General features: G+C 44.1%; 18 protein-coding genes. 11 read left to right on the top strand and 7 right to left on the bottom strand.

Annotated elements, in window-relative coordinates:
• Positions 1 to 58: 58 nt before the first annotated feature.
• Entirely contained in the window at positions 59 to 2,251 is a 2,193-nt protein-coding gene (locus tag KYK27_RS17460) for a glutamine synthetase III (RefSeq protein WP_199111601.1), read from the bottom strand.
• Positions 2,252 to 2,520: 269 nt separating this feature from the next.
• Between KYK27_RS17460 and KYK27_RS18535 the strand changes: the two genes are divergently transcribed.
• The 3 genes from KYK27_RS18535 to KYK27_RS17445 all read left to right on the top strand — a co-directional run bounded on the left by KYK27_RS18535 (position 2,521) and on the right by KYK27_RS17445 (position 6,476).
• Entirely contained in the window at positions 2,521 to 4,359 is a 1,839-nt protein-coding gene (locus KYK27_RS18535; protein ID WP_199111600.1) for an LTA synthase family protein, read from the top strand.
• 113 nt (positions 4,360 to 4,472) lie between these two features.
• A complete protein-coding gene (mtaB, locus tag KYK27_RS17450) occupies positions 4,473 to 5,792 on the top strand; it encodes a tRNA (N(6)-L-threonylcarbamoyladenosine(37)-C(2))-methylthiotransferase MtaB (protein ID WP_199111599.1) in 1,320 nt (439 codons plus the stop codon).
• A gap of 45 nt (positions 5,793 to 5,837) precedes the next feature.
• Complete coding sequence (locus KYK27_RS17445) at positions 5,838 to 6,476, top strand: OmpH family outer membrane protein (RefSeq protein ID WP_317195953.1); 639 nt, start codon at positions 5,838 to 5,840, stop codon at positions 6,474 to 6,476.
• A 340-nt stretch (positions 6,477 to 6,816) separates the two neighbouring features.
• On the opposite strand, the gene KYK27_RS17440 is transcribed toward KYK27_RS17445, so the two are convergent.
• The gene (locus tag KYK27_RS17440; RefSeq protein WP_199111598.1) at positions 6,817 to 8,061 is read right to left on the bottom strand and encodes an ABC transporter permease; all 1,245 of its coding nucleotides are present in this window, start codon (positions 8,059 to 8,061) and stop codon (positions 6,817 to 6,819) included.
• A 128-nt stretch (positions 8,062 to 8,189) separates the two neighbouring features.
• Here KYK27_RS17440 and KYK27_RS17435 point away from each other — a divergent pair, with 128 nt between their 5' ends.
• Entirely contained in the window at positions 8,190 to 9,455 is a 1,266-nt protein-coding gene (locus tag KYK27_RS17435) for an asparagine synthetase B (protein ID WP_199111597.1), read from the top strand.
• Positions 9,456 to 9,492: 37 nt separating this feature from the next.
• On the opposite strand, the gene KYK27_RS17430 is transcribed toward KYK27_RS17435, so the two are convergent.
• Genes KYK27_RS17430 through lpxK form a run of 5 tightly spaced genes read right to left on the bottom strand, consistent with a single transcriptional unit; the run spans position 9,493 to position 15,194 of the window.
• Positions 9,493 to 10,278: a 2OG-Fe(II) oxygenase gene (locus KYK27_RS17430; RefSeq protein ID WP_199111596.1), complete on the bottom strand. Its 786-nt coding sequence runs from the start codon at positions 10,276 to 10,278 to the stop codon at positions 9,493 to 9,495.
• The gene (locus KYK27_RS17425; protein WP_255532209.1) at positions 10,247 to 11,368 is read right to left on the bottom strand and encodes an acyltransferase family protein; all 1,122 of its coding nucleotides are present in this window, start codon (positions 11,366 to 11,368) and stop codon (positions 10,247 to 10,249) included. Before KYK27_RS17425 ends, KYK27_RS17430 begins: the two co-directional genes overlap by 32 nt.
• 42 nt (positions 11,369 to 11,410) lie before the next feature.
• On the bottom strand, positions 11,411 to 12,022 hold the full coding sequence (locus KYK27_RS17420) for a tRNA-(ms[2]io[6]A)-hydroxylase (protein WP_199111594.1): 612 nt from the start codon (positions 12,020 to 12,022) through the stop codon (positions 11,411 to 11,413).
• A gap of 49 nt (positions 12,023 to 12,071) precedes the next feature.
• Positions 12,072 to 14,105, bottom strand: a complete 2,034-nt coding sequence (locus KYK27_RS17415; RefSeq protein ID WP_199111593.1) for a putative porin — start codon at positions 14,103 to 14,105, stop codon at positions 12,072 to 12,074.
• 42 nt (positions 14,106 to 14,147) lie between these two features.
• Positions 14,148 to 15,194 carry a tetraacyldisaccharide 4'-kinase gene (lpxK, locus tag KYK27_RS17410; protein ID WP_199111592.1) on the bottom strand — a complete coding sequence of 349 codons (1,047 nt, stop codon included), beginning with the start codon at positions 15,192 to 15,194 and terminating at the stop codon, positions 14,148 to 14,150.
• Between the two features lie 78 nt (positions 15,195 to 15,272).
• On the opposite strand from lpxK, the gene KYK27_RS17405 reads away from it, so the two are divergent.
• The 7 genes from KYK27_RS17405 (at position 15,273) to KYK27_RS17375 (ending at position 23,476) form a co-directional block, all read left to right on the top strand.
• A complete protein-coding gene (locus KYK27_RS17405; RefSeq protein WP_199111591.1) occupies positions 15,273 to 16,373 on the top strand; it encodes a Nif3-like dinuclear metal center hexameric protein in 1,101 nt (366 codons plus the stop codon).
• Positions 16,374 to 16,376: 3 nt separating this feature from the next.
• On the top strand, positions 16,377 to 17,108 hold the full coding sequence (locus KYK27_RS17400; RefSeq protein WP_199111590.1) for a zinc ribbon domain-containing protein: 732 nt from the start codon (positions 16,377 to 16,379) through the stop codon (positions 17,106 to 17,108).
• 46 nt (positions 17,109 to 17,154) lie between these two features.
• Positions 17,155 to 18,633 carry a tetratricopeptide repeat protein gene (locus tag KYK27_RS17395; protein WP_199111589.1) on the top strand — a complete coding sequence of 493 codons (1,479 nt, stop codon included), beginning with the start codon at positions 17,155 to 17,157 and terminating at the stop codon, positions 18,631 to 18,633.
• Positions 18,634 to 18,642: 9 nt separating this feature from the next.
• Positions 18,643 to 19,926, top strand: a complete 1,284-nt coding sequence (locus KYK27_RS17390) for an anthranilate synthase component I family protein (protein WP_199111588.1) — start codon at positions 18,643 to 18,645, stop codon at positions 19,924 to 19,926.
• A gap of 224 nt (positions 19,927 to 20,150) precedes the next feature.
• Entirely contained in the window at positions 20,151 to 21,590 is a 1,440-nt protein-coding gene (miaB, locus tag KYK27_RS17385; RefSeq protein ID WP_199111587.1) for a tRNA (N6-isopentenyl adenosine(37)-C2)-methylthiotransferase MiaB, read from the top strand.
• A gap of 103 nt (positions 21,591 to 21,693) precedes the next feature.
• Positions 21,694 to 22,962 carry a sigma-54 interaction domain-containing protein gene (locus KYK27_RS17380; protein ID WP_199111586.1) on the top strand — a complete coding sequence of 423 codons (1,269 nt, stop codon included), beginning with the start codon at positions 21,694 to 21,696 and terminating at the stop codon, positions 22,960 to 22,962.
• A complete protein-coding gene (locus KYK27_RS17375) occupies positions 22,946 to 23,476 on the top strand; it encodes an LptE family protein (protein WP_199111585.1) in 531 nt (176 codons plus the stop codon). Before KYK27_RS17380 ends, KYK27_RS17375 begins: the two co-directional genes overlap by 17 nt.
• Positions 23,477 to 23,504 lie beyond the last annotated feature (28 nt).

Below are 23,504 nucleotides of genomic sequence, written 5' to 3'. Positions count from 1 at the left end.
ACTATACAAAAAAGGGACATCTCTTCAGACGTCCCTTTTTCTATAAGACCAAATACTATTAATGACGGAACATAAGTTCACGATACTTCACTAACGGCCAGTCTTCATCATCCACCATCAATTCAAGCTTATCTACACTATAACGAATCTTATCGAAATAGCTGAACACCTGCTCGCGGTACATAATGGCACGTTCACGGGCACTTTCTATTTTATTGGCTACTTTACGGGCTTCAATCATTTCATCAACGCTGCGCTGTATAGTTGTAATGTGGCGCGACATTTTCTTGATAGATTCCAGGGTTGTTTGCGTGTATTCATCTTCCAAGCCAAGTTCTTTCAGGCCGCGGATATTCTGAATCAGTTTGTTCTGATAAGCAACTGCTGTCGGGATAACGTGGTTCACGGCCAGGTCACCCATAATGCGGGACTCGATCTGGATCTTTTTGATGTAATCTTCCAGCAAGATCTCGTGGCGGGCAGCTACCTCAACCTCTGTAAAAATACCATTTCTCGAGAAAAGGTCTTTAACTTCAGCTCTATGGAAAACATCCAGCGCCAGTGGTGTAGACTTAACATTAGATAAACCGCGACGTTCTGCTTCTTCCTCCCATTCTTTGGAGTAGCCGTTTCCTTCAAAGCGGATTGCCTTAGATGCCACTACATATTCGCGCAATACCTGGATGATGGCCAGTTCCTTTTTCATGCCTTTAACCTCTATCAGTTCATCCACAGAATTGCGGAACTCGATCAGCTGGTCGGCAACAATCGTGTTTAGTACCGTCATGGATGAGGAGCTGTTGGCAGATGAACCCACAGCACGGAACTCGAATTTATTACCAGTAAAGGCAAATGGAGATGTACGGTTACGGTCGGTGTTGTCGCGAAGTACTTCCGGAATACGGTCGATGCCCAGTTTCAGGTACATGTTATCACCTTTCTCCATTGGCACTTTCGACGTACGCTCCAGTTCATCCAGCACGGCTGATAGTTGTTGGCCCACAAAAACGGACATGATAGCCGGCGGCGCTTCGTTGGCACCTAAGCGGTGGTCGTTGCTGGCTGAGGCAATGCTGGCGCGAAGCAGATCTGCGTGCTTATGAACCGCCATAACCGTATTAATAAAGAAAGTTAGGAACTGTAGATTCTCTTTCGGCTTTTTGCCCGGGCTCAGCAGGTTAATACCAGTATTGGTGCTCAGGGCCCAGTTGTTATGCTTCCCGCTACCGTTTACTCCTTTATAGGGTTTCTCGTGAAGTAATACTTTAAAATGATGACGCTCTGCCACACGAGCCATAATATCCATTAAAAGCTGGTTATGGTCTACGGCAAGGTTGGCATCTTCGTATGTTGGTGCACATTCGAACTGGTTCGGAGCAACCTCGTTGTGACGTGTTCTAACCGGAATACCAAGGCGCAAAGCTGACTTTTCAAAATCAACCATAAATGCGTGCACACGGCTCGGAATAGAACCGAAGTAATGATCTTCGAGCTGCTGTCCTTTGGCAGGCGAATGTCCGAACAAGGTGCGGCCGGTCATTATCATATCCGGGCGGGCTTCATATAAAGCTTTGTCAACCAGAAAATATTCCTGCTCTATACCTAAAGTGGTATTTACTTTGGTAACATCCTTGTCGAAATACTGGCAAACCGGCAGCGCTGCATTGCCAAGCAGGTTCAGAGATTTTAACAAAGGAGTTTTATAGTCAAGGGCCTCACCTGTATAAGACACAAAAATTGTGGGAATACAAAGTGTTTTGGCACCGGCATTTTCGATCAGGAAAGCCGGCGACGAAGGGTCCCAGGCACTATAGCCGCGCGCTTCGAACGTGTTACGGATACCACCGCTCGGAAACGAAGAAGCATCGGGCTCCTGCTGCACGAGGGCACTTCCTCTAAAGCTTTCAATAGCTTCGCCTTCTGAGGTAAGGTCAAAGAATGAATCGTGCTTTTCGGCAGTAGCGCCTGTTAGTGGCTGAAACCAGTGCGTATAGTGCGTGGCACCTTTGCTCATAGCCCACGTTCTCATGGCAGCAGCAACAGCATCGGCCAGATTCCGGTCAACTTTTTCGCCGGCATCAATCGTACGCTTTAATTTTTTAAAGAATTCAGAAGACAAAGTGGCGCGCATTGCCTGCAGGCTGAATACATTTTCGCCAAAGTAATCTGATGCAACTTGTGAAGGCAGATTTACTTCACAAGGTTTGCGCTGGCTTACAAGCTCTAACGCTTTAAAACGGAGGGTTGCCATGAGTTTTGGGTTGAGATGTTTATTTGTTACTGCAAAGTTAGAAGTAAAATAAAAAAGTCAACTATAGGGGTGTTATTTTTTAAGGGTGATTCATAAAATAATTATCAATTCTCCAAAACACCCCCTACAATTGATAGGGGCTTAATAACTTTCGGCCTCTTTTACATACACACCCCTGTAAATTCGATACCCTATAGTTACTAAAGCATTGGAATTAACTTCTGACCTGCAATGTTTATTCAGGTTGGTAAGTGATTATCTTTGCACCCGTGAAAAAAGCCATATACTTTCAGCCACTCTATTTCCTGTTCTGGGTACTCTTTTTTATAGTTTCCAGGGCAGCATTCCTTCTTTATAATCTCGATAATTCTTCGGAGCTAACTACAGCTGATCTGGCAGGTACGTTTTTGTATGGCTCAAGGCTTGATTTCTCTTTTGCTTCTTACCTAAGTGCGCTACCATTTATCATTGCTTTTGTTGGTATAGTCTGGAAACGCTTACCTGCTGCAGGAATTATTCGGTGGTACACGTTTGTATTGCTGGGCATAATGTCGGTTTTGCTTGCTGCTGACCTGGAACTATACAAGCACTGGGGTTTCCGGCTGGATTCTACCCCATTGCAGTATCTGAATACGCCAACCGAAATGATGGCTTCAACCGGCTCTGCTCCTATTCTGTTGCTAAGTTTTGTTGCGCTGGCACTTACCGGAATTTTTGCGCTGATTTATAAATTATACTTTGATCTTCGTAACTATAGATCAGGCCATTCTTCGTGGGTAACAGCGGTGCTCTCCTTTATATTTATAGCCCTGCTTATTTTGCCTATGCGTGGCGGAGTGCAGCAAATACCGATCAATCAAAGCACCGCTTATTTTTCAGACCGGCCATTTACAAACCATGCCAGCCTGAACATGCCCTGGAACATGCTGCACTCTATACTGAAATATGGCGAACAGAGTAAAAATCCTTACCTATACTTACCAGCCGACTCGGCAGCACACAAAGTTCAGCAACTATACGCTGCTGTGTCTGATTCTTCGCAGCAACTCGTAAAGCCTGGCAAGCCTAATGTGTTGCTTATTATCTTAGAGAGCTACACCGCAAAAATGGTGGAGCACCTGGGCGGCGAAAAAGGCATAACCCCCAACCTGGACAGGCTGGCAAAAGAGGGTGTTACATTTACAAACTTTTATGCCAGCGGCGACCGCAGCCAGAAAGGGATGGTTTCTATCTTGAGCGGTTATCCTGTGCAGCCGGCTACCTCTATCGTTAAGGTTCCTAAAAAATCTGAGAAGCTGCCGCAATTGAGCCATACGTTTGAACAGCATGGGTATAAAACCAGTTTTTATTATGGTGGCGAGCTGGAGTTTGCCAACCTGAAATCATATTTTGTAAATGGCGGATACGATAAACTGATCGATAAATATGCTTTCCCGGAAGAGAGCTATAACAGCAAATGGGGCGCGCATGACCATGTGTTGTTCGAGCGTGTGCTGAAAGATCTGAAATCAGAGAAGGAGCCTTTTTTCAGCACGGTATACACCTTAAGCAGCCACGAGCCTTTCGAGATTCCGATCAAACCAAAGTTCCCGGTTACAGATGAGATCAGCAAGTTCAGGAACAGTGTATATTATACCGATTGGGCGCTGGGCAACTTTATTTCGGTAGCCAAAAAAGAGCCCTGGTGGCAACATACGCTGTTAGTTTTAGTGGCAGACCACGGACATCCGTACCCGAATAATGACCCGAACCATGTGCCGAGCAAATTTCATATACCATTTATACTTACTGGCGGAGCACTTACCACTCATGGACAAACTATAGATATGCTTGGCTCACAGACTGATATTGCAGCAACTATACTTTCGCAGCTTCATTTGCCGCACAACGAGTACGTCTGGAGCCGTAATTTATTAGCTGCAACTACAAATCCGTTTGCTTTTTATGTGTTCCAGGATGGTTTTGGTTACCTGACGCCTGCTGGCGCTGTGACATTTGATAACACATCGAAAAAAGTAATTACCAATGATGAAGCCGTAACGGAAGAGCAACTGGAAATGGGGAAAGCCTATCTGCAATATTCGTTCGATGATTTTCTGAAAAAATAATTTTGATTGAGTGATTTTTGAAGGTGTGAATAAAATGATTTGTGTCAGTTATTCACTCACCCAGTCACTCAATCGCGCATTCAAAACTAATTTTTGTACCTTTGCGGTTGATTATGAAAAAGGTAGCTTTTTATACATTAGGTTGTAAACTCAACTATTCCGAGACCAGCACAATTGGCCGTATTTTCCAGGAGCGTGGGTTTGAGAAGGTGGAATTTACCGATACGCCTGATATTTATGTGATAAATACCTGTTCTGTTACCGATAACGCGGATAAAAAGTGCAGGAAAATTGTGAAGGAAGCGCAGAAGCATTCTCCTAACGCTTTCATAACTATACTTGGGTGCTATGCCCAGCTTAAACCAAAAGAGATCGCTGAAATTCCGGGTGTGGATGCTGTGTTGGGCGCTGCCGAGAAGTTTCAGTTAGTGGACATACTGGAAGGCTTTACGAAAAAAGACAAGGCCGAAGTTTACGCCAGCCCGATCTCTGAGGTCAATACGTTCCATAACTCCTACTCTTTTGGCGACCGTACTCGCACGTTCCTGAAAGTACAGGATGGCTGCGATTACTCCTGCTCGTTCTGTACTATACCGCTGGCCCGTGGCAACAGCCGCTCCGATACTATAGAAAACGTTGTTCGCTCTGCTAATGAGATTGCCGAATCAGGGGTAAAAGAAATTGTGTTGACAGGGGTGAATACCGGCGACTTTGGTTTGCAGGATGGCACACGTGTCGAATCGTTCTTCGACCTGGTTAAGGAACTGGATAAAGTAGAGAATATTGAGCGTTTCCGTATCTCTTCTATAGAACCGAACCTGCTGAAAGATGAGATCATAGAATTTGTAGCGCAGAGCAACCGCTTTATGCCGCATTTTCATATTCCATTGCAATCAGGCTCAAACAAGATCCTGAAACTGATGCGCCGCCGTTACCAGCGCGAACTATACGCCGACCGCGTAGCCACTATAAAAGCCTTAATGCCGCATTGCTGCATTGGTGTGGATGTTATAGTTGGTTTCCCGGGCGAAACAGAAGAAGATTTTCTGGAGACCTATAATTTTATAAACGGTTTGGATGTAAGTTACCTGCACGTTTTCCCATACTCAGAAAGGGAGAACACGCTGGCTCCTGAAATGCCGGGTAAGGTAACTATAAAAGAGCGCAACCGCCGCGCTGATATGCTGCGCATCCTGTCAGAGAAAAAGAAACGCTACTTTTACGAGCAGAATATCGGCCGTGAGTTTACGGTGCTTTTTGAAGATGACGTGAAAGATGGCGTAATGGAAGGTTGGACAGAAAACTATGTACGTGTTGCTGTCAAGTATGACCCGATACTGGTTAACGAAATGAAACACGTGCGCCTGACAGGCATAAATGCGACAGGGTTAATGGAAGCTGAAGAAACTTTTACTGAAGTTTTAAAACATTAACTATATTTACCAACTAACAACCTTTTTAACTTAATTAACCAACCTGTGAAATTAACAAAGCTTGCCCTTGGCGTAACCATGGCCTCTCTTTCTTTGGCTGCCTGTAAGCAGGAGCCTGTAAAAACAGAGAACTCTACTGCCACTCCCCCTTCTGAAACTTCTGCTGAAGCAGCTCCCGTAGGAGACGTGGTTTATGTAAATGCTGATACTTTATTAGCAAACTATGACCTGTTTAAGGATGTTAAAACCCGCCTGCAGGGCAAAGCGCAGAAAGCAGAATCGGACCTGAAAGGAAAAGCATCTGCATTTGAGAAAGAAGTTGGACAGTATCAGCAGCGTGCTGCAGGCATGACCCAGGAACAGCGTGCCGTAACAGAGCAGCGCCTTGCCCGCAGACAGCAGGAACTTGCAAACCTGAACCAGTCAGAAAGCAACCGCCTGATGAGCGAGGAATCAGAAGAGCAAAAGAAGATCTACGATAAAGTAGAGGCATTCCTGAAAGACTATAGCAAAGAAAAAGGCTATAAAATGGTTCTGTCTTATTCTCGTGGTAACAGCGCTATCCTTTACAGCGACGAATCGCTTGACATTACAGAAGATGTATTGAAAGGCCTGAACGAGGCGTACGCTAAAGAGAAAACAGCTCCGAAAGAAGAAGCTAAAACTGAAGCAAAAAAGAAATAAGCTTCGGCAAACTATAGAAAAGGAAAGGCGGGTAATTCCCGCCTTTTTTATTTGCTAAAACAACGTGAGTTTAGAAGTTTGGGTGTTGGAGAGTTAAAGAGTTTAGGAATTGGAATAGCGTATTACGTTACGTCTTCGCTATGAAACGATAACTATAGTTTGAATTCATACCGCTGAAGTACAATAAAATATTACATCACCTTTTGCTCAAAACTATAGTTTAATATAAAGCTATAGTTAAGGTGCATCGCAATGTAACATGCCAACTGTAATCTACCTAAATAAAAAACGGCCACTGCAGTAATGCAGTGGCCGTTCCTTGTATTGTTTGAACTATAGTTTATTCATATCGAAGCGCCTCGATAGGATCTAATTTAGAAGCGCGGTAAGCCGGATAGGAACCAGATATAACGCCAACCACTACACAAATTGTAAGGCCAACTATAACCCAGAGCCACGGAACTATAAACCCGCCGTCCCCGATAAGCGCTGCAATGCCATTGCCCATCAGTATACCTAACATTACGCCTACAAAACCACCCAGCAAACAGATAACGATAGCTTCGATCAGGAACTGCTGGCGGATCTGGAAGGCTGTAGCACCTAATGCTTTGCGTACACCGATCTCACGGGTACGCTCATTTACAGACACCATCATAATGTTCATCAAACCCACAGATGCTCCGAGCAGCGTGATAAAGCCGATCACGAAACCACCGATCTTCAGGTAACCAGAGATCTCATTCAGACTTTCCAGCAACGAGTCGCTGCGTTCAATTTCAAACGATTCTTCTTGTCCCAAAGGGTCCTGGCGCACACTACGCATTATACCGGTAGCTTCACCCATTACATAGTCCAGTTCTTCTGGCTTCGAGATGATGGTTTTGATCTCGTAGCTCAGCATTGAATTGCCGGCGCGGGGTATTTGTCTGCCTGTTTCCAGTGGAATGATGATAGAGCGGTCGCCGGCGTTGCCGCCCATGCTGCTACCCTTAGTTTCAAGCATTCCTATTATTTTAAACCTACGGCCCAGAAAAGACACATACTCACCGATCGGGTTTGTTTTCGGGAAAAGGTTCTTTTTGATCTCGCTGCCAATAATGGCTACGTTTGTTCCAAACTCTAATTCATAGTTCGAGAAGCCTCTACCCTGCTCCAGGTTCAGGCTTTTGCTTTGCAGGTAATGTTCATCGCCGGCAATAATGTTAATATTCGGATTCGTTTTATCTTTCGCGCTTTTAACTACGGTTGCCCCGGATATATAAGCCGATAAGCTAACTTTCGCTTTATCGCCTAAAAGTTCTTTATATTGGGTAGCCTGGTCGTAAGTAATCTCAGGATAAACTTTTTGCGCGCGGCCCTGCTGGTTGCCACGGTTGTTATTGCCTTTACGTTCTATGTCAAAAGCGTTGGCGCCGAGGCTGGAGAATGTCTGATCGAGGGAGTGCTTAATTCCGTCTACTGCCGTAAGTATACCAACCAATGACATAATACCTATCGAGATGATGAGACCGGTAAGCACGGTTCTAAGCAGGTTACTCCGGATAGCACGAAGGCCCTCCCGTATGTTCTCGATGAAGTTCATAGTATATTTTGTGCGCTTTTGGAGCTTTTATCGTTTATAATCACAACAGGCTGGCAACTAAGTTAGCTTCTTTTCTTTAATTAAGATTTGAAATTTATACTTTTAGTTAGATTTTAACGGCAAACCCGATGATTTTAAGGACTATCACTCTTATTCTTTGCGTTTTTCTGCTACAGGGAACGGCATTTGCCAGCACCGTACTCATTCCCATGGATGAGTCGCAGAAAGATCACCTGAAGTCGTATGGTGCAGCATATTGGGTGCTCTCCAAGAACATACAGGTAGACTGGCTGCTGAATTATAAGGGTGGAAGCTTTGCCTTTACGCATGCCCCGCAACTGGAAAACGAGCTTATAGTTAGAGGAATATCTTACCAGGTTATTTCAGATGCCCAGTACACTTCCATACTAAATCAGATTGCTGATCCGGAAGCAAACATGGATATTATGAAGCTGGAGAAAGTGCCTAAAATTGCGGTTTACTCTCCAAAAACGAAAATGCCCTGGGACGATGCCGTAACGCTGGTACTTACCTATGCCGAAATACCTTACGATGTAGTTTACGACGATGAAATTTTAGGGGGCGATCTCCCGAAATACGATTGGATACACCTGCATCACGAAGATTTTACCGGGCAATATGGTAAGTTCTATGCCAGTTTCCGTCATTATCCGTGGTACCAGGAACAGCAACGCGAGTCAGAAGAGTCGGCGGCTAAGCATGGTTTCAAGAAAGTCTCTCAGATGAAAATGGCAGTCGTAAACAAGATAAAGGAATTTTGTGCCGGCGGCGGTTTCCTTTTTGCCATGTGTTCAGCTACCGATACCTATGATATTGCGTTGGCAGCCGAGGGCATAGATTTTATAGAAGCCATGTATGATGGAGATGGCGCTGACCCGAATGCGCAACAAAAACTGGACTTTAGTAAGACCTTTGCTTTCCGCGATTTCAAGTTGGTGCGTAACCCTTTGGAGTACGAATACTCTAATATCGATGTGCAGCCGCAGGAACGACCGGTTACAGAAGAAAACGACTTTTTCCAGTTGTTTACCTTCTCTGCCAAATGGGACCCCATCCCTACAATGCTGACGCAGAATCACGCTAAAACTATAAAAGGGTTTATGGGCCAGACTACTGCATTCCGTAAGGGTCTTATTAAACCGGAAGTAGTGGTTATGGGTGAGAATAAAGAATTAGGCGAGATTCGGTACATGCACGGCACTTACGCCAAAGGCACCTGGACCTTTTACGGCGGCCACGATCCCGAAGATTACCAGCATTTAGTTGGCGAAGATCCGACAGACCTGGCCTTGCATCCAAACTCACCGGGTTACAGGCTAATCTTAAACAACATTTTGTTCCCAGCAGCCAAGAAAAAGAAGCAGAAAACGTGAGTTTAATTGAATGATGTTATTTAGTAATGCAGGGTAGCTATTTCTGTTTATTTATTCTTTCAAGTGCTGCCTTAACACCAGATTTAAAACGTTTTACCTGTCCAGATAAACCTTCAGTATTCACAAAAATCGTATTGTGCTCTGGTACCTGCTCTGATATTGGCCTTGTTTGTGTGTAATAATAAGTAGCTAACGATTTACGTGTTATACCATCTGGCACATTCAGCTTTTTGGGATGACCGTGATAAGATACCTCGTTTGTTTCAAAAATAACACAGCGGTTAAATGCCGGTGCAATACTGTCCATCAACTGGCTTTTACCTTCAGTCAGATCCCATAGTTCCAGGTAACCGCCATAGTTTGCCTGCCAATTTTTGTTAAGGTATACCATTACATTAAGTCTGCGGTGATGCTTTATTATCGGATGCACATTATAGTCTACATGTACATTCAGAAAGGCACCGTTCGTTGATTGGTGCAGACCACCGCCAAAGAGTAAATCATCTGCTACTAAGGGCTCTTCAATAGTTGTCAACTGCTGCAACCAAGCCAGAAAAGCTGCTGAATTAAGTTCCCTGAATACCTGATCAAAAATATCACCTTCTTTAAACCTTGTCTTTTGAAATTTATTCTGTTGATCAATATAGGTGGTGTGGTCCCAAACACCTTCAGATGTTTCAGGATAAGCCTTCAGCAAAAACTCTGCTGCATCACTATAAAGAAAATCATCTAGAACTATAAACCGGAAAGGCTCCCGTCCTATAAACTCAACTCTCAGAGAGTTAAGCTGTTCATTCAGAGAATCCAGGTTGATGTATCGCATTGTAGTGACGTTTCTTTAATTTATAAACCAGTTTTAGTGAAGGTCTCTCTATTACGTAATAAAGTAAAAGCGAGAAAGAAACTGCAAGTATGGCTCCACTATAATAATATATTCTGTCATAGAAAACATGTTCCTTTAGTAACCATGCTAACCAGGCATAGAACAACAGCAAGATAGAAAGGTGGTTTAGGTACAGCGAATAACTTATATTTCCAAGCGAAACAAGCAGACGCTTTGGCTTCTGCACAAAGTATAGTGTGTAGTCCATTACTAATAAACTTACAACTATAGCAAATGCATCGGATAAATACTGATGTGATACCTTTACAAGTACATTAAGGATGGCATAAAATGTTAGTAGCAAAAGAAAGAACAACCATTCCTTTTGTATGACAGGTGTAGTGCTACGAACCCTAAAATACCTGTAAAAGAAAATGCCTACCACAAAAAAACATTGGTAATAAAGTATGTATATATTAAAAAAGTAAAAGCCAATAGCAAAAATAATAAGTAAGGCCAATAAGGTTACATTTCTAAGCCTTTTGTAGATCGGAAAAATAAGATAGAACAAAGCTTCATGCAGTAAAGACCAATAGGCAAAATTCCCACCTGCATAAGTCTCATTCGGAATAAAGAAGAAAGCTTTATATACAGTAAGAGCGGAAAGGTCATCAAACGCAACTTTAATGGATGCATTGTATTCCCTTTCTTCCACCAGAAATATGTTGTTGTTATAATAGTAGGCAGCCAATAAACTTGCTACAGAAAGAAGTACCGAGAAAATATAGGGAACATATATTCTGATCGCTCTGAACCCATAGAAGCTTTTCAAAGTGTATTTATGCTTATCGAAACTATAGTTAGTTACTACAGCAGAAAGGATAAAAAAGAAAATAACACATTGCTTGCCGGATGAACTTAGCATATCAAACGCAAATGCTACATACCCGCCCACACTATCAATTCCTATTTCATTCAGATAGCGCTGTCCACCACTCCAAAGCACAAACTTCGCATGATAGATAACAACAATCAGTGCCGCCAAGCCCCTAAGGATATGCAGAGACTTAATGTTTTTATCTAGAATCATCCGATTGAAATAGCTGCGGCAGAAGTAATAGTCAAACTAAACCTAGTGCATCCTATCCGGGCGGGGTTCCAGATTTTTAATAATGTTGGCTTCTATTTCCAGGAGTTCATTCAGCCGTGCGTCAACTTCTTCCGCAGGCATGTATTCTTTGGCCAGCTTTACGAAGCTCACATAATGGCCGGCTTCCGAAACCATCAGTTCATAATAAAATTTTTGAAGCTCTTCATCAGCAATATTCTTCCAGAGCAATTTAAAGCGTTCGCAACTGCGGGCTTCAATCAGTGCGTTAACTAACAGATGATCCATAAGCTGGCGCTCGCGTTTGTTGCCTTTCCGGATGTGCTTTGCCAGTTCTACCACATATTCGTCAGGTCTGTTTCTGCCTAGGCCGAAGCCGCGTTTTTTAAGCTGCTCCAGCACCCGTTCGAAATGACTCCATTCTTCTGCTACCAGATTTGTCATTTCTTCTACCAGGCGCGTTTTATCCGGATACTTAACTATAAGGGAAATGGCTGACGTTGCTGCTTTCTGTTCGCAGTACGCGTGGTCTACCAATATATCCTCAATATTCTTTTCAGCAATATTTACCCAGCGCGGGTCCGTAGGCAGGTGCAGACGAAGTATGGTTTTGGTAGGTTGATGTGTGGTCGACATAAAAATAAAAGGGCAACGATTTAACAAGTAAGCAATTCAACCATACGTTTTAATCAAAGAACATCCACTTAATGCCGAATGTCAGGCTGCGGCGAAGACCCGGATAATCAGGTGTTTCATAGTAGCCTGGTTCCCATAAGTCGTAGTTGGCATGAGCTATTTTCACGAAAACATTCACCGTTTTAATATCAGCTGTCAGGAAAACGTCGAAAACCGGGTATGTTTTGGTAGTGAAATTATCCTGTAGGTAAAACTGCTGCGTTACCGGCATGTAAGCATCAGCTTTGTACCCGGTTGGCAAATTCATTTCTACTCCTATCTGGGTAAATAATGCATTTTTAAAGATGTACCCCTGGAAATATAATTTTGAATTAACCAGCCACTCCGGTATGCGGACTGCCGGTGCCTCGTCGGTATTGGTATAGTTGATAAAGTTTTCGAAGTGGATGCTGCCCAGGCGAAGGTGATTGGCGAACTGAGCTTCCAGTAACCGCTGGTTTCCGGTGAGCTGTATTGGTTCTGCATCTGTGCCATACACTACAAGTCTGCTGATATTGGTATAAGCGCCACTTAGTTTCAGAAACAACCGTGTTCCGAATTGCTGGCGCAGACTGGCACGGCTCTGGTCGGTTATAGTTGTTTTAAAATTACTTCTATCCCAGATAAAATGATTGCTTATAAGGCGCTGCTCCAGCAAAGAAGGTGATTGGCGCACACGACTCTGTATGAACTCCAGTCCTTTAAAACGAGCTCCGGCCTGTAATCTATAGTTGTCTACCAACTGGTATTCTCCCTCTCCGAACAGCAGGTATTTATCCTGATAATTAAAGCGCAGCATACCGCCAACAAAAACCTGGTTCTCAACCCTATCTTCCGATACGATGGCGCCTATTGCACTCGTGTCCGGATTTATAGTTTGGATAGCGCTATAGTCTATTTTACTGTTACGCTGTTTAATATAGGCTTTATAGTAAGAGATACTGGTGTTACCGGACAAGCCAAACTCGTTTTCGAACTCACGGTAGTTGGTCTTATCCAGGGTGCGGGCAGAACTATAAAATTCCTCTGGGTAAAAATTCCGGAGACTATCTACTTTCTCAGGCAACGCATCGTCGCGATAGGTGGTATTCTGCTTGCGCCAGTCGAAACGGTGATAGGCTTTCAGGTTCTCGCCAACAATCTTAAGCATGTGTAACAAGTGATAGTTATGGCGTATTTCATCCGTAACAGCCTGTTCTAAAAATACTAATTCATTCTGGTAAGTAAAAAGGCTGTCAGGAGTATCATCGGTATCGGCTGGTTTCACGCCGCCTGTTTCTATCTGCTCGTGGTTCAGGTGTGTATAGTTAGAGAACAGGTTGTATTTGTCGTTTTTGGAACGGTAATGTGTAAATGCTTTTACCGCCTGATTGTCTATCAGACCATCGTCGCGAAGGCTTGTTGATCCGAATTGTTTATCAGTTGCAATTATCTTGTATGCCACACCAAAGTTGAAACGCTCTGTAATGTTACGGGCATAGATTACTTCGAAAACCTGTTCACCACGCTGCCCCTGCACATAGTATAAATGAGAATAAGGTGAACGGGTATCGTAGTAATTAATCTTATCAGGGTTGTAAGCATAACGGTCGAACGCATTTTTGCCGAACCTTGCCCCTATGCGCGTTGGTAGTTTATAAAGTAAAGGCTGCGATGCAGTACCAATATTACCCAAGTGCTGATAAAAAGCAGTATCCTGAAACCAATAACGTTGGTTTTGCATGTTCTGTATAGTTGTATCGATGCGTTGCTCCCGGTATATCCCCTCCAGAACATCGTTTTCATAAAGGCGTAGCGTGGTTTTAGGGCCATACAGTGCTTTGGTCGTATCATCTAGTATACTTCCCGGCTTTTTAACCCTGGCTGTATCCTGCCCAGAGCTGTTAGGCTGTTGCTGCTGGGTTCTTTGCGGGTTTTGTTGTGCAGGATTTGTTGGAGTAGCACGCTGCCCTGGCTTCTGACGTGGCCTTATCTGGGCAAAGGAATCCGTTACACTGAGCAGCGCCAGCAAAAACAGGAATAATGTAAAGCTTTTAATTCTCACAGTTCAAAATTAGTGTTTTTATCACAACAAACAGCGAAATAGTTACCTGCCGGTGTAGCTCTTCACATGCTGCAGTACCAGTTCGTTAAAGTCATCGTCACCACTCACAAAATAAACTTCTATAGGTATATAAAAAAGCGGTAAATGCAGACTATAGTTTTGTAACGATGCATCCATCAGTTTTACTGCATCTTTACGTGTAGTAAGCACGATCGTATCTTTAGGATGCTTTTTCAGCTCTTTCTTTATATGCGCCATATCTGATGCCGAATACATATAGTGGTCCGGAAAGGATGCGTGGTGCAAAAGCTTAAACTGGTGTTCTTTTAAATAATGCTTCAACGGGTCAGCATTGGCAATACCAGTCAGCAAAACAATGTGTTTACTTAGTTGCCCGGCATTCCCTATTGGTACGGGTTGCCCGTACCGGAACCCGGTAAAAAAAACAGGCGTCTCCGAATTACAATGCTTATGTATCCGGGAAGTTATACTGTTCATTTCGGAAGCCTGTATCGTTACAGGGCATTTGCTGACTAAGACAGCATCGGCCCTACGTGCACCATTTTTCGGTTCGCGTAACAAGCCTGCAGGCAACATGTGGTCTTTGTAAAACAGGCGGTTATAGTCTGTAACCAGCAGGTTTAAAGAAGGCTGAATGGCCCGGTGCTGCATGGCATCATCCAGAACTATAACTTCCGGTTTCGGGCTCAGTTGTAAAAGCTGCTCTACGCCTTCCACTCTTTTCTCACTTACCGCTACCTGCACCTCCTGGAAATCTGCATGATACTGGAAAGGCTCGTCGCCTATAGTTGCGGCAGTAGCATTTTCATCTGCTAACACAAAGCCTTTGGTAGACCGTTTATAGCCACGGCTTAAGGTGGCAACTCTATAGTTGTGCAATAACCGAAGCAGGTACTCTACATGAGGCGTTTTGCCCGTTCCGCCAACCGTTAGGTTGCCAACAGCAATTACCGGCAAATTAAACTTACGCGAAGCAAACCAGCCTTGATTATAGGCCGTATTCCGGAGCGATGTAACGCCACCGTAAAGTGCAGCAAAAGGCCAGAGCAACAGTTTCAGTTTATCCATGTATGTTTGTATCAGAAGCAAATTTAAAATTAATTTTAACGACCTGACCACGGCTGTCTAAATTATAAACGATAAACGATGCCACAAATAAAAGATATAGTTCGCGTACTGGAACACTACGCCCCGCTCGCTTACCAGGAAAGCTATGATAATGCCGGCCTGCAAACCGGTGACCCGAACGACGAAGTTACGGGCGTTTTGCTAAGCCTGGACTGCACGGAAGCGGTTCTGGATGAAGCTATCGAGAAAGGCTGTAACATGGTGGTAGCCCATCATCCGGTTATTTTTAAAGGTATAAAATCGCTTACGGGTAAAAGTTATGTGGAGCGAACTATAGTTAAAGCTATCCGGAATAAGATAGCTATTTACGCTTCGCACACTAACCTGGACAGCGTACACAATGGCGTGAATGCTAAGATTGCCGAAAAACTTGAGCTTAAAAACATTAAGGTTCTTTCTAAGAAGCCGCATACGTTAATGCAACTGGCATTTTTTGTACCGGTTGATGATACCGAAAAAGTTTTGAAAGCAGTGCATGAAGTGGGCGCCGGTCAAATTGGGGAATACAACGATTGTAGTTTCCAGGTACAGGGAACAGGGCGTTTTACCCCTTCTGAGAATGCTGACCCAACTATAGGCGAAAAGGGTAAACCGGAGCAGGTACAGGAAAACCGCGTGGAAATGGTTTTCCCGGCTTTCAAACAACACAAAATAATGGATGCCTTACTGAAGGCACACCCTTACGAAGAAGTTGCCCATTACCTGACGCTGCTGGAGAATCCGAACCAGGAAGTAGGTATTGGTATGATCGGTAATCTTGAAAATGAACTGACGGAAGAAGCTTTTCTGGACTATTTGAAAGCTAAGATGAACCTTCAGGGGCTGCGTTACACCACTATCGGAAATAAACCGGTAAAAAAAGTAGCCGTTTGCGGCGGTGCCGGAAGTTTCCTGATAAAAGATGCAATACGCTCAGGTGCTGATGCTTTGGTAACCGGCGACGTTAAATATCACGAGTTTTTTGATGCGGAAGGCAAGCTGATGATTGCCGATATAGGCCATTATGAAAGCGAAGTCTATACAAAGGAGATTTTTTATGATACTATATCAAAAAACTTTCCTAATTTTGCAGTCTATTTATCAGAAATAAACACAAACCCTATCAGATACACCTATTAATACATGGAAAGTACGGTAGCCAGCAAATTGGAAGCATTACTAAAGCTTCAGAGCATCGATTCGCAGCTTGATGAAATTAGACGCGTAAGGGGTGATTTACCCGAAGAGGTTCAGGACCTTGAAGATGAAATTGAAGGCTACGAGGTTCGTGTTCGCAAGTTTGATGACGAAGTTGCAGCCCTTAACGATACCATCGCACAGCGCAAACAGTCTATCAAAGACGCAGAGTCACTTATCCGTAAGTATGAAGACCAGCAGCAGAACGTTCGCAACAACCGCGAGTACGATGCTATCACGAAAGAGATAGAACTGCAGAAACTGGAAATTCAGGTTGCAGAAAAGAAGATCAGAGAAGCCCACTACCAGATTGAGCAGAAAATTGCTGAGATCGAAGGTACAAAAGGCAGACTGGAAGAGCGTCGCAAAGACCTTGACAACAAAAAGCACGAATTAGACCAGATCGTATCTGAGAGCGAAGAAGAAGAAAAAGGTTTAGAGCAAAACAGAGAAACAGCATCGCACGACATCGAAGAGCGTTTGCTTTCTGCTTACAACCGTATCCGCAAAAACGTACGTAATGGCCTTGCAGTAGTGCAGGTAAAACGTGATGCCTGTGGTGGTTGCTTTAACACTGTTCCTCCGCAGCGCCAGGCTGACATTGCAGCTCAGAAAAAAGTTATCGTTTGCGAACACTGCGGCCGTATTCTGGCTGGTGTAGAGCAGCGCGTATTCTAATTCAGCATTTTTGCGCATTATTCGCATACATAGTATAGAAAAAAGGATGGCTCAACCCCATCCTTTTTTTTTGTTCCTGCTGGCCTTCCTCTGCTTGCACCTGCCCTCCTACGCCAACTCGTACCTTAATAAAGAGCTAACCAGCGCATATTCCGAATCGCTGAAATTAAAGCTTGCTGGCAGCAGAGCTATCGTTCAGAAAGAGCTTCAGAGAAATGACAAAAATGCCGTTTCGCTGCTGCTTGCTAACTATAATGATTTCCTGGAGATCTGTACGGAGCAGGATCAGACTAAACTTAAGAAGTTAATTGATGCACAGGAATTGCGGCTGGATAAACTGGATGCCTTAAAAGAGAAGTCAGTTTGGGTGGAGTATGCAAAGGCAGAGATAAGAGCGCAACTGGCCACAAGCGAACTGTTATTTGGCAATCGTGTAGCCGCCGCCTGGGATTTCAGGAAAGCATACCTGCAACTTCAATCCAACGCTAAGAAATATCCTGAATTTATACCTAACCGGAAAACACTGGGCGTTATGCAGGTGCTCCTAGGGTCAGTGCCTGACGAGTACAAATGGTTTCTGAACATTGTTGGGTTGGGCGGCAATACGGTTGCAGGACTGACCAATTTACAGAAAGCTGCCCAGGAGCCAAATTTATTTCAGAATGAAGCTAAGCTGCTGCACGCCCTTCTGCTGCAACTTCTTGATGAAGAAAATGCCAGCGCTACATTGCCGCAAATATCCTCTTTAGTTCAGACCCAGCCTGATAACCTACTATTCAATTTTGTAGCTGTACTGCTTCATAAAAAGGCAAAAAAGGGCGAGTTAGCGCTACAGTTTTACCAGGCACGTCCACGAAGTGGCAACTATAGTTCATTTCCTTACCTGCATCACATGGCAGCCGATCTCTATTTGTTTCGTGGCGATTATGACACATCCATCAAAGAGAACCGCTATTTTCTGGAGCAGCACAAAGGCAAGCATTATCTTAAAGCGGCAAATTTTAAACTTTACTTCGCTTACTGGCTCAGCAACCATAAACCACAGGCTAAATGGCATTACCAGCAGGTGAGGCAGGTTGGCGCAACTATAACCGAAGAAGATAAATATGCGGAGAATTTTGTAAGCCGGAACGAAGAGCCAAACAGGTTTTTGCTACTGGCACGCTTGCATTCCGACGGTGGCTATTTTGATCAGGCATTAAAAGAAATCTCCCGACTAGTCATCACAGATGAAACTCCACAGCCTGTACGGGCAGAATATTTTTACAGGAAAGCCCGCATTTACCATGGGCAGTTACAATTAGAACAGGCCATAAAATTCTATAAAACAACTATCGCTGCCTCCGCAGACGAACCGCTATACTTTTCGGCTCATGCTGCTCTGCAGTTAGGTTATATTTATCAGAAGTTAGAAAAATACGATTTAGCTAAAAAGTATTTAATGCAGGCACAAAGCTTCAGCAACCACGCTTACAAAAACAGCATACAGGCGAAAGCTAAACTGGCGCTCTCTACCCTTCCATAGTTATATCTTATGCCGCTGCTAGAAATAAACTATAAAGACTTGTCCGTAACTGCGGAAGAATTCAGGCTAAAGGCATTAGCCTGGGCTGATGCTTTTCCGCTGGCAGCCTACTATTATGATCATAATATTCCATACCCACACAATGGCTTCAGACACATGCTGGCTGTTTCGGGGGGAACAACTATAGATTTTGATCCTGCCTCTCCTTTTGAAGATCTGAAAGAAGCAATAAAGCAAAAGCAGTTGCTATGTGGCTATTTAGGCTATGATCTGAAAAACAACATAGAAAAACTGAGCAGCAACAACCACGACGGATTGGGCTTCCCTCCTATAGTTTTCTTTGTACCGGAAATCATTTTATACTTTAATGAAGTAAGCATAACTATAGAATCATCAGATGCTTATATTCAAAACATACTGGAAACTATACTGGCTACTCCGGCAGCACAGCCAGCAGAACAGGAAGGCATAACTATACAGCAACGCGTTCCCAGGACCGACTATATAGCCCAGGTTGAAAAGGTACGTCAGCACATTCTGGAAGGCAATGTATATGAATTGAATTACTGCATGGAGTTCTTTGCCCATGATGTAACTATAGAACCGCTGGCCTTATACCTGGCTTTATCTGAAGTTTCTCCTACGCCGTTTTCGGGCTATCTGAAATTTAATGACAATTACCTGCTTTGCGCATCTCCTGAACGGTTTCTGAAAAAGACAGGCACAACTATAGTTTCGCAGCCCATAAAGGGAACTATTAAGCGCGGTAAAACTCCCGAAGAAGACGAACAACTACGCCACCAACTACGCCACGACGAAAAAGAACTGGCCGAAAACATGATGATCGTGGACCTGATTCGCAACGACCTGAGCCGATCCTGTGCCACTGGCACCGTTAAAGTAGAAGAAATGTTTGGTACTTATGGGTTCAGGCAGGTCTGGCAGATGATCTCAACTATAACCGGAACTATAAAACCGGAAAATAACCTAGTTGATGTGCTGCTGGGCGCTTTTCCGATGGGAAGCATGACCGGCGCACCGAAAATAAGCGCGATGCAGCTTATCGAAGAACTGGAAGCAACCAGGCGCGGGCTTTATTCCGGCGCTTTCGGTTATATAACTCCAGACCAGGATTGTGATTTTAATGTCGTGATCCGCAGTATACAATACAATGCTGCCCGGAAATGCCTCTCATTTATGGTCGGCAGCGCCATCACGTACGACTCCGACCCTGAACGCGAATACGAGGAATGTTTGCTGAAAGCAAAGGCGATGCTGCAGATTCTTAGCTAAGCCTTTTCCTGCGCTTTCAAAGGCTGAATTATGAATTAGAAATTATGAATTGTAGCTATAGTCAAGGTTCATAAAGAACTGAAGGCTACGCCTATACTTTAGTCTGTACCTTACTTTCACTCATAATTCAGCATTCATAATTCATAATTATAAAAATCCCTCTGCCATTCTGTCACGGTTTTAAAACGGAATGTAGTATATTTGTAGCTCAAAGAATTTTTAGCATGAATCCAATCCTCGATCTTGATTTTATAGATAATCGTACGCCGGAACAAGCCACTGCGGCTGCATCTTGCGATACACAGGTTTCGAAAGACACAAATACCGGACGTTCCCGCAAACTATACATCGAAAGCTATGGTTGCGCGATGAATTTCTCGGATAGTGAAATTGTGTCCTCGATCATGTTCGAGCAAGGTTTTGATACCACTGCCGATATTGCACAGGCTGACCTTGTGTTCCTGAACACCTGCTCCATCCGTGAGAAAGCAGAACAAACCGTACGTAACCGCTTAGGCCAGATAAACCACTATAAGAAAAAGAAGCCGGGAATGATGGTTGGCATATTAGGCTGTATGGCCGAACGCCTGAAAAAATCATTACTGGAGGAAGAAAAAATAGTTGACCTGGTAGTTGGCCCGGATGCTTACCGCGACCTTCCTAACCTGATAAACGAAGTAGATGGTGGTCAGAAGGCTGTTAACGTGTTGCTTTCGAGAGAAGAAACATATGCCGACATCAACCCTATCCGCCTAAACAGTAACGGTGTAAGTGCTTTTATTTCGATCATGCGTGGTTGCGATAACATGTGTTCTTTCTGTGTGGTGCCTTTCACCCGTGGCCGTGAACGTTCCCGCGATGCACATTCTATAGTTCGGGAAGCAGAAGCGCTGGTGGCACAAGGTTATAAAGAAGTAACACTGCTTGGGCAGAACGTGGACTCTTACAAATGGGCTTCTGAAGACGGCACTGAAAACGTGAACTTTGCTCAATTGCTGGAAATGGTGGCTTTACTATCTCCTGATCTGCGTGTTCGCTTCTCCACTTCGCACCCGAAAGATATTACCGATGAAGTGTTGTACACGATGAAAAAGTACGACAACATCTGCAAATACATTCACCTGCCGGCGCAAAGCGGTAACTCCCGTGTGCTGGAACTGATGAACCGTACGTATGACCGCGCCTGGTATATAAACCGTGTGGATGCGATCCGTGCCATACTTGGTGAAGAATGCGGTATTTCTTCGGATATGATTGCCGGCTTCTGTACCGAGACAGAAGAAGAACACCAGGATACCCTGAGCCTGATGGATTATGTGCAGTACGACTACTCGTATATGTTTTTCTATTCTGAGCGTCCCGGAACACTGGCAGCCCGCAAACTGGAAGATGATATTCCGCTTGAAGTAAAAAAACGCCGTCTGGATGAGATCATCAACAAGCAGCGCGAAACTTCTCTGGCCCGCAACAAACGTGACATTGGCAAGGTGCACAAAGTATTGGTGGAAGGAACTTCCAAGAAATCGGAAGAGCAGCTGAGTGGCCGCAATGACCAGAACAAAGTAGTGATCTTTGATAAGAAGCACTATAAAAAAGGTGACTATGTGAATGTGCTGGTACACGATTGCAGCGTTGGAACCCTGTTCGGTGAAGCAATAGATTAATTTGAAGATTAGAAAGTCCGGAAGTTGAAGATGACCCTGATTCGGTTTAACCTTCAAACCCATTTTCAAATCTGCTTAACTCCAAATCTTCAAATTTAACAACATGCGCACCATCGATATTCAAAGTATAAAACAGCGGTTCGGGATAATTGGCAACTCGCCACAGCTTAACTATGCCATACAGGTAGCAGCGCAGGTAGCTCCTACCGAAATGACGGTGCTGATTACTGGTGAAAGTGGTAGTGGTAAAGAATCTTTCTCCAAGATCATCCACCATCTTAGTCCGCGTAAACATGGCCAGTTTATAGCTATCAACTGCGGTGCTATTCCCGAAGGAACTATAGATTCTGAGCTTTTTGGCCACGAGAAAGGTTCTTTTACAGGGGCGCACGATACCCGTAAAGGTTATTTTGAAGTAACAGATGGTGGTACCATTTTCCTGGATGAGATAGGTGAAATGCCGCTCGGTACCCAGGCTCGTTTGCTGCGCGTACTCGAAAATGGCGAGTTTATAAAAGTAGGTTCTTCTAAAGTACAGAAAACGGATGTGCGCGTGGTAGCTGCTACCAACGTTAACCTGCTGAATGCAGTTGAAAAAGGCCGTTTCAGAGAAGACTTATACTATAGATTGAATACAGTGCCGATCACGGTGCCGCCTTTGCGCGAACGTGGCGACGATGTATACCTGCTGTTCCGTAAGTTTGCCAGCGACTTCGCTGAAAAATACCGCGTTAAACCCATTACGCTTACATCAGAAGCTGTTAAATTATTACTTGATTTCAGGTTTCCGGGCAACATTCGCCAGCTCAAAAATATAGTAGAACAGATATCGGTGCTGGAGTATGAGCGTGAGATTGATGCAGAGACCATGAAGCGTTATCTGCCACGCGAGCAGGCAAGCCATGTGCCGGCCTTACTAAATGCTGAAAAAACTGCCGACCAGACTTTTTCGGAACGCGACATATTATATAAAGTGTTATTTGATATGCGCCGTGATGTGTCGGAGCTTAAAAAGCTGGTTTTTGATATGCTGACACAGCAGCCAGTTGAAACCGACCTGTTAAAAGAGCACGGGCATTTATTTGAGAATATTGGCCAGTATGAAAGCCGCGTCTATCCTACACAGGAGCAGTCGGATGCTTTTTACCTGCCCATGAAGCAGGCACAGCCACACGAATACGACGATCAAAAAATAGAAGACATCCAGCACGAAAATGCTGAAGAAAGTCTATCTTTAGAAGATAAGGAAAAGGAGCTGATAGTAAAGGCGCTTAAAAAACACAATAACAAGCGCAAATATGCCGCTCAGGACCTTGGCATATCAGAAAGAACGCTGTACAGAAAACTGAAACAGTATGAAATTGAAGAATAATTTAACCAGACTTTATACCTTGCCCCTGCTGTTATTATTAACTATAGTTAGCGGCTGTGGTGTATATTCTTTTACCGGTACAACTATATCGCCGGACATTAAGACCATCTCGATACAGAATTTTGAGAACCCGACCGGTGAAGGTCCTGCAAACTTAACGCAGCTGGTAACCAATAATTTTAAAGACTATTACCGCCGCAATACCAACCTTACCATTCTGCAACAGGAAGGTGACCTGCAACTGGAAGGTCAGATTGTAAGCTTTACTGTTACGCCGGCCGCTATTCAGCGGGATGGCGAGCTTGACCAGGCTGCCCTGAACAGATTAACTTTAGGCATACAGGTCCGCTTTACAAATAACATAAACCCGGACGAGAACTTTGATCAGCTGTTTTCTATCTCTCAGGATTTTGCCCAGGACCGTGACGTGACGCAATTGTCTCCGGCCGAGATCGAATCATTAACGGAGCGCCTGGTAACGGATGTATTTAACAAAACAGTTGCAAACTGGTAATTATTAGCCCTTTAAGTACACATCACCT

It is taken from the genome of Pontibacter populi (assembly GCF_019336435.1).
Classification (GTDB): domain Bacteria; phylum Bacteroidota; class Bacteroidia; order Cytophagales; family Hymenobacteraceae; genus Pontibacter; species Pontibacter humidus.
The sequence above is the reverse complement of the archived record's forward strand: the minus strand, read 5'-3'. Positions and strand labels throughout refer to the sequence as shown.

Coding starts and splice junctions, on each gene's coding strand:
- KYK27_RS17380 (WP_199111586.1), top strand. CDS start 21,694: ATGCGCACCATCGATATTCAAAGTATAAAACAGCGGTTCGGGATAATT.
- KYK27_RS17390 (WP_199111588.1), top strand. CDS start 18,643: ATGCCGCTGCTAGAAATAAACTATAAAGACTTGTCCGTAACTGCGGAA.
- KYK27_RS17375 (WP_199111585.1), top strand. CDS start 22,946: ATGAAATTGAAGAATAATTTAACCAGACTTTATACCTTGCCCCTGCTG.
- mtaB (WP_199111599.1), top strand. CDS start 4,473: ATGAAAAAGGTAGCTTTTTATACATTAGGTTGTAAACTCAACTATTCC.
- KYK27_RS17395 (WP_199111589.1), top strand. CDS start 17,155: ATGGCTCAACCCCATCCTTTTTTTTTGTTCCTGCTGGCCTTCCTCTGC.
- KYK27_RS17440 (WP_199111598.1), bottom strand. CDS start 8,061: ATGAACTTCATCGAGAACATACGGGAGGGCCTTCGTGCTATCCGGAGT.
- miaB (WP_199111587.1), top strand. CDS start 20,151: ATGAATCCAATCCTCGATCTTGATTTTATAGATAATCGTACGCCGGAA.
- KYK27_RS17400 (WP_199111590.1), top strand. CDS start 16,377: ATGGAAAGTACGGTAGCCAGCAAATTGGAAGCATTACTAAAGCTTCAG.
- KYK27_RS17405 (WP_199111591.1), top strand. CDS start 15,273: ATGCCACAAATAAAAGATATAGTTCGCGTACTGGAACACTACGCCCCG.
- lpxK (WP_199111592.1), bottom strand. CDS start 15,194: ATGGATAAACTGAAACTGTTGCTCTGGCCTTTTGCTGCACTTTACGGT.
- KYK27_RS17430 (WP_199111596.1), bottom strand. CDS start 10,278: ATGCGATACATCAACCTGGATTCTCTGAATGAACAGCTTAACTCTCTG.
- KYK27_RS17460 (WP_199111601.1), bottom strand. CDS start 2,251: ATGGCAACCCTCCGTTTTAAAGCGTTAGAGCTTGTAAGCCAGCGCAAA.
- KYK27_RS17435 (WP_199111597.1), top strand. CDS start 8,190: ATGATTTTAAGGACTATCACTCTTATTCTTTGCGTTTTTCTGCTACAG.
- KYK27_RS17425 (WP_255532209.1), bottom strand. CDS start 11,368: ATGATTCTAGATAAAAACATTAAGTCTCTGCATATCCTTAGGGGCTTG.
- KYK27_RS17420 (WP_199111594.1), bottom strand. CDS start 12,022: ATGTCGACCACACATCAACCTACCAAAACCATACTTCGTCTGCACCTG.